General features: G+C 62.9%; 1 protein-coding gene. It reads right to left on the bottom strand.

Annotated elements, in window-relative coordinates; genetic code table 11:
- Nucleotides 1-331: 331 nt before the first annotated feature.
- The gene (locus ACLP25_RS05475; RefSeq protein WP_442468213.1) at nucleotides 332-1,702 is read right to left on the bottom strand and encodes a DUF3422 family protein; all 1,371 of its coding nucleotides are present in this window, start codon (nucleotides 1,700-1,702) and stop codon (nucleotides 332-334) included.
- Between the last annotated feature and the right edge of the window lie 1,175 nt (nucleotides 1,703-2,877).

Genomic DNA, 2,877 nt, shown 5'->3' with positions numbered 1-2,877 from the left:
GGAAGATAAATGCGATGAACTCCGGCTCGGAGAGTTGAACCGGGATCGGCGCTGTGGCGGGGCTTTCTGGCATCTGGCTCATCCGGACATGGTTTCATGAGAAGTCTGAGCAGCCCTCGCCGGAAAGACCAATTACCCCATATAATACAATGAATTAAGAGAGCGCAAAAACTCGCAACCACCTACTTGCGAGCGACGGTTTCCCCCCCCCCGAAGCTGACCGAGTCCGGCCTTTTTCGCTAGCGCCGATCGCTCCGCCGCATAGTTGGGCGCGATCATGGGGTCCGAGGGCAGGTTGGGTGCTGCGCGACAGCGGGGACAGGCCGTGCATTCAGTCCGCGGTGTCCCCGAAGGCGCGCGCCACGCTCTTGCGGATGCGCCGCACGCCGACCGCCACGAGAACCAGCACGATCGGGATTGCGACCGCCATCGCCAAAACGGGGCTAATGGGAACCCCTTCAACCTCGAGCCCCTCCGCGGCGTGGCCGACGAGTCCAACGATGTAGTAGGTGATCGCCGCCACCGACAGACCTTCGACGGTTTCCTGAAGGCGCAGCTGCAGTTGCGCTCGACGATTCATGGAGTCGAGCAAAGCGTGGCTCTGCCGCTGGCTCGACACTTCGACGCGGGTCGACAAGAGTTCGGTCGCGCGCGCGACGCGGGCGGATAGCGATTCCTGCCGCTCCGCCACCGTCCGGCACGTTCGCATCGCGGGAGCGAGACGGCGGTCCATGAATTCTCGAAAGGTGGGCAATCCCTCGATCCGCTCCTCGCGCAACTCGCCGATCCTGCGTTCCACCAGCTCGTAGTAGGAGGCGGCCGCCGCGAAGCGGAACTGGCTCTCCGACTGCAGGTGCTCGACCTGCGCGGCAAGCCCAGTCAGTCGTTCGAGCAAGCCCCGCTCCTCCTCCTCCTGCGCCGAGACGAGGCCTTCCGTCACGCTCGTCAGTTCCCGTTCGATCTTCGTCAGTTCGAACATGCTTGCGCGCGCGACTGGAAAGGCGAGCAGCGCGAGCATCCGGTAAGTGTCCATCTCCATCAGTCGTTGCAGCGAGCGGCCGATCTTGCCCTGAGACATGCCGTGATCGAGAATCAGCAGCCGGCCGAACCCGTCGTCACGGATACGCAGGTCCGTGAACGCGGCGCCGGCGCCGCCAGAGATCATGGCGCCAACGACTCCGTCCATCGACCCGAAGTCGCGGCTCGATTCGACGGGGTTCGGGGGCCATTGTTCCGCCGGCGCAATCAGAGCATGGATTGCGCAAATCACTTCGCCCGGGAGATCCGCAATCCAACTTGCGTCGGCAGACTCGATGGCGGTTTCCGCGAAAGGCTGCGTCGGACCGCCGCAGCCGTAGCTCGGCACGATGACCGTCACCCGCATGAATTCGGTATGCCGCTCCGCCTTGAGGCGGAACCGGCCGAAGTCGGCGCTGTAGTGGTCGGCCTTATCCGGCACGGAAGGAGCTCCATGCCGGCGAGCCAGTTCGGCGATCGTCTCCCATGCCTGCGCGCGTTGCTCTGGGGTCGCGATCAGCGCCAGAAACGAGATGCGCGCCGGAGCCGAAATGCGCTCGGGCGGCCGCGCATGCGCTTCGTCGTTCAGCCTTCGGCGAAGCGGGTGGTCAGGCGGCGCAAGCGCTCGCTGCGTGGCGTTCAGGAATCCCGCCAAAATTCCGTCCCCCAGTTTGAAGAGCGACATGAGCGGCCTCCTTCTTATCGGAAAATCAAATCTTGAGCGCAAGGAGACCGGCCGTGCGGTTCAAGGCGCGGCGGCGGATAAGGTTGTGGATGATAGGACTGGTCTTAAGTTGAGCGCTTGGAGGCCCAACGCATCCCCGTCGCCGCCTCACTATCGGCGGATTCGATAGCAGCAACCATCGCCGAATAAGCGGCCCATCGCTTCGACGCTCAAACAGCAGGCGCTGTTTATCGGCTCCCATCTCCGTGCGCGAGCCGATGGACGCGGGAAGATGACAAGCTAGCCTCCGCTATGATTGTCGGGTATTGTTTTGCTGCGCTTTGGCTCGCAGGTTCTCCGCGAGACCAATCACCCCTGCCATCAACTGTATCGAGGGCCTCATTGAGACGCGCCGTTCCGTCGTTCACGGTCGAAGTCCGGCGTCGGCCGAAACTGGCGACCAACCCAAGTCAAGCGGGGCAATCGTCGGAGACCAAGACCCCGGCCTGCGGCTTTTGGAAGTGCGTCTCATTGTAGGGCCGCCGCGACATTCGGGGCGGCGTGGGCTCCAAATCAACCCTCCGGCGAGAACGACGCATCACCTCCGATGCGTCAAATTCTTCCGAGTCTTGTCTCCGAGCAGTCGCCCGGCGATCCGCTCCGAGACGCCTTCTTGTCCGGCGCAACGTCGGATCCAGTGCCGCGTGCGCGGAAGCCGCCGTCAGTGCGTACAATGAAGGGCAAGGACCACACGACAAAGTTGTCGCAGAATCTGGAACACTCGCCAGAGCTGACGGCGCAGTTGGCGGACAGGTCAACAGTCGCGTCCGTTCGGGCATCTTTATCACCGAGTGACGGGACAGCCGTTTCGTCAGGCGCGCCGGAGGCGCCGGCGACAGCGAACCGAATCGTTAGAAACTCCGGCGGTCCGGCGCCGCGCCAAAAGGCAAAACAGATAGTCCAAATTCCGACCGCTCTCGATTCCAGCTCGGTTCCTGTTTCCGCCAAGGACCAACGATCCATCACGCCGGCGGACCCATTGGGAGCGCTTCCGACGAACAGCACCGACGTTTCGCGGTCAAATCGAAAGCGAACCATCATGGGTCGCTATGTCTTTGGCGACGAACTCAAGCCTGGCGAACGCTGGAAGCGGCGATTATGCAAGGGGCGGTGAGACGCGCCAAACAAGAGGTGTC

The sequence above is a fragment of the Roseiarcus sp. genome (genome assembly GCF_052145395.1).
Classification (GTDB): Bacteria; Pseudomonadota; Alphaproteobacteria; order Rhizobiales; family Beijerinckiaceae; genus Roseiarcus.
The sequence above is the reverse complement of the archived record's forward strand: the minus strand, read 5'-3'. Positions and strand labels throughout refer to the sequence as shown.

Coding starts and splice junctions, on each gene's coding strand:
- ACLP25_RS05475 (WP_442468213.1), bottom strand. CDS start 1,702: ATGTCGCTCTTCAAACTGGGGGACGGAATTTTGGCGGGATTCCTGAAC.